Consider the following 1,591-nt stretch of genomic DNA (forward strand, 5'->3'; position numbering starts at 1 on the left):
CATGCTGATCCTCTTTGCCGCCGCCAGGTTGCGGAAGAGGCCGGCGGCGTTGGCGCTCGAAGATCTCGATCGAGACCTCGTTCTCGCCTTTCTCGACGAACTCGAAGAGAAGCGGAACAACACCGTCGCCACGCGCAATGCCCGACTAGCTGCGATACGATCTTTCTTCCACCATGTGGCAGCGGCCGACCCGGCGTCCTTTGGTATCGCGCAACGCGTGCTGACGATCCCCACAAAACGGGCGCACATTGAGGTGACGCGCCACCTCACCAACCCAGAAGTGGACGCAATCATTGCGGCGCCCGATCTGAGGACGCCCCGTGGCCGGCGCGACCGCGCGTTACTGCTGTTCCTGGCGCGGACCGGCGCGCGGGTCTCCGAAGCCATCAGTGTCAATGCTGACGACCTTCAGTTGGAGTGCCCGCGTTCGCAGGTGCTGTTGCACGGTAAGGGGCGCAGAGATCGCGTCATCCCCGTTCCTCAGGATCTGGCGAGAGCGCTGGCGGCCTTGTTGCGCGAACGCGGAATCGCCAACCACGAACCACGACCGATCTTTGTCGGCGCCCACAATGAGCGCCTGACGCGCTTCGGGGCGACCCACATCGTACGACGAGCGGCGGCCAAGGCAGTGGCCATAAGGCCGGACTTGGCCGAAAAGCCCATATCGCCACACATCTTCCGGCACTCCCTCGCCATGAAGCTTCTCCAATCCGGCGTGGATCTTTTGACGATTCAAGCCTGGCTCGGGCACGCACAGGTCGCCACCACCCACCGCTATGCCGCCGCGGATGTCGAGATGATGCGCAACGGACTCGAAAAGGCGGGCATCGAGGGCAATTACGGCGCGCGCTTCCGACCCACCGATACCATTCTGCAACTGCTGAACAGCATCTAAGCTAAAACATTATGTGGCGGAGGATGCCAGATTTGGCAGACCCCGGCTGGCGCCGAGACGCCTCCGCCACAAAATCTCACCCGATGCATAAATGCGGGTCGAGCGCGAGCACCTGCTGCACCATTCGCGCCAGGCTGTTGATTCCGCGACGCATGTCGGTCGCGCCGCAGCACAGGTAAATCCGGTCGGTCGGCACCACTGTGATCACCTGGTCAACTCCGCCAGGACGATACGCAGGGCTGTCGGATCGACGGTCCCGTCGATCCGCAATCGCGCGCCGCTCGCAAAGGCCACGACGATCCTGCCGGCCGGGCCCGGGCAATCGGCGACGGCGCGTTCGACCTCCGGCAGATCGTTCACCTCGATCCGCGCGAAGGTCGCCACCGCCTGGTCGACATCGACGTCGCCGGCCATCTGCTTGCGCCACGCATAGAGCTGCGAAGGAGCTACGCCGAACGCTTGCGCGACCTCGGTCACCGACGATCCCGCCGCGCTCGCAAGGTCGACCAACGCGCGCTTCTCCGCGCAACTCCACAGTCTCCGTTGACGCGCGCGGCCGGGCATCGTTGCACCATCTTCAGCCGCTGCGGTGCGGCTGATATCGGCGACCACATCGCCCTTTGCATGCTCCAATGTCATGGCGCGAAAGCTCCATGTTCATCGGCCTATTGCAAGGTGCCTTGATGCACCGCTTAC

At 63.8% G+C, this 1,591-nt stretch carries 3 protein-coding genes; 1 reads left to right on the top strand and 2 read right to left on the bottom strand.

From position 1 onward, the window contains the following. On the top strand, positions 1 to 895 hold an 895-nt coding region (locus tag RFN28_RS34455), incomplete at its 5' end, for a tyrosine-type recombinase/integrase (protein WP_320291576.1). A 76-nt stretch (positions 896 to 971) separates the two neighbouring features. On the opposite strand, the gene tnpB is transcribed toward RFN28_RS34455, so the two are convergent. Beyond that, positions 972 to 1,103: an IS66 family insertion sequence element accessory protein TnpB gene (gene tnpB / locus RFN28_RS34460; protein ID WP_172352422.1), complete on the bottom strand. Its 132-nt coding sequence runs from the start codon at positions 1,101 to 1,103 to the stop codon at positions 972 to 974. Further along, positions 1,100 to 1,534 carry an IS66-like element accessory protein TnpA gene (gene tnpA, locus RFN28_RS34465; protein ID WP_320291577.1) on the bottom strand — a complete coding sequence of 145 codons (435 nt, stop codon included), beginning with the start codon at positions 1,532 to 1,534 and terminating at the stop codon, positions 1,100 to 1,102. Before tnpA ends, tnpB begins: the two co-directional genes overlap by 4 nt. Between the last annotated feature and the right edge of the window lie 57 nt (positions 1,535 to 1,591).

It is taken from the genome of Mesorhizobium album (assembly GCF_033977205.1).
GTDB lineage: Bacteria > Pseudomonadota > Alphaproteobacteria > Rhizobiales > Rhizobiaceae > Mesorhizobium > Mesorhizobium album.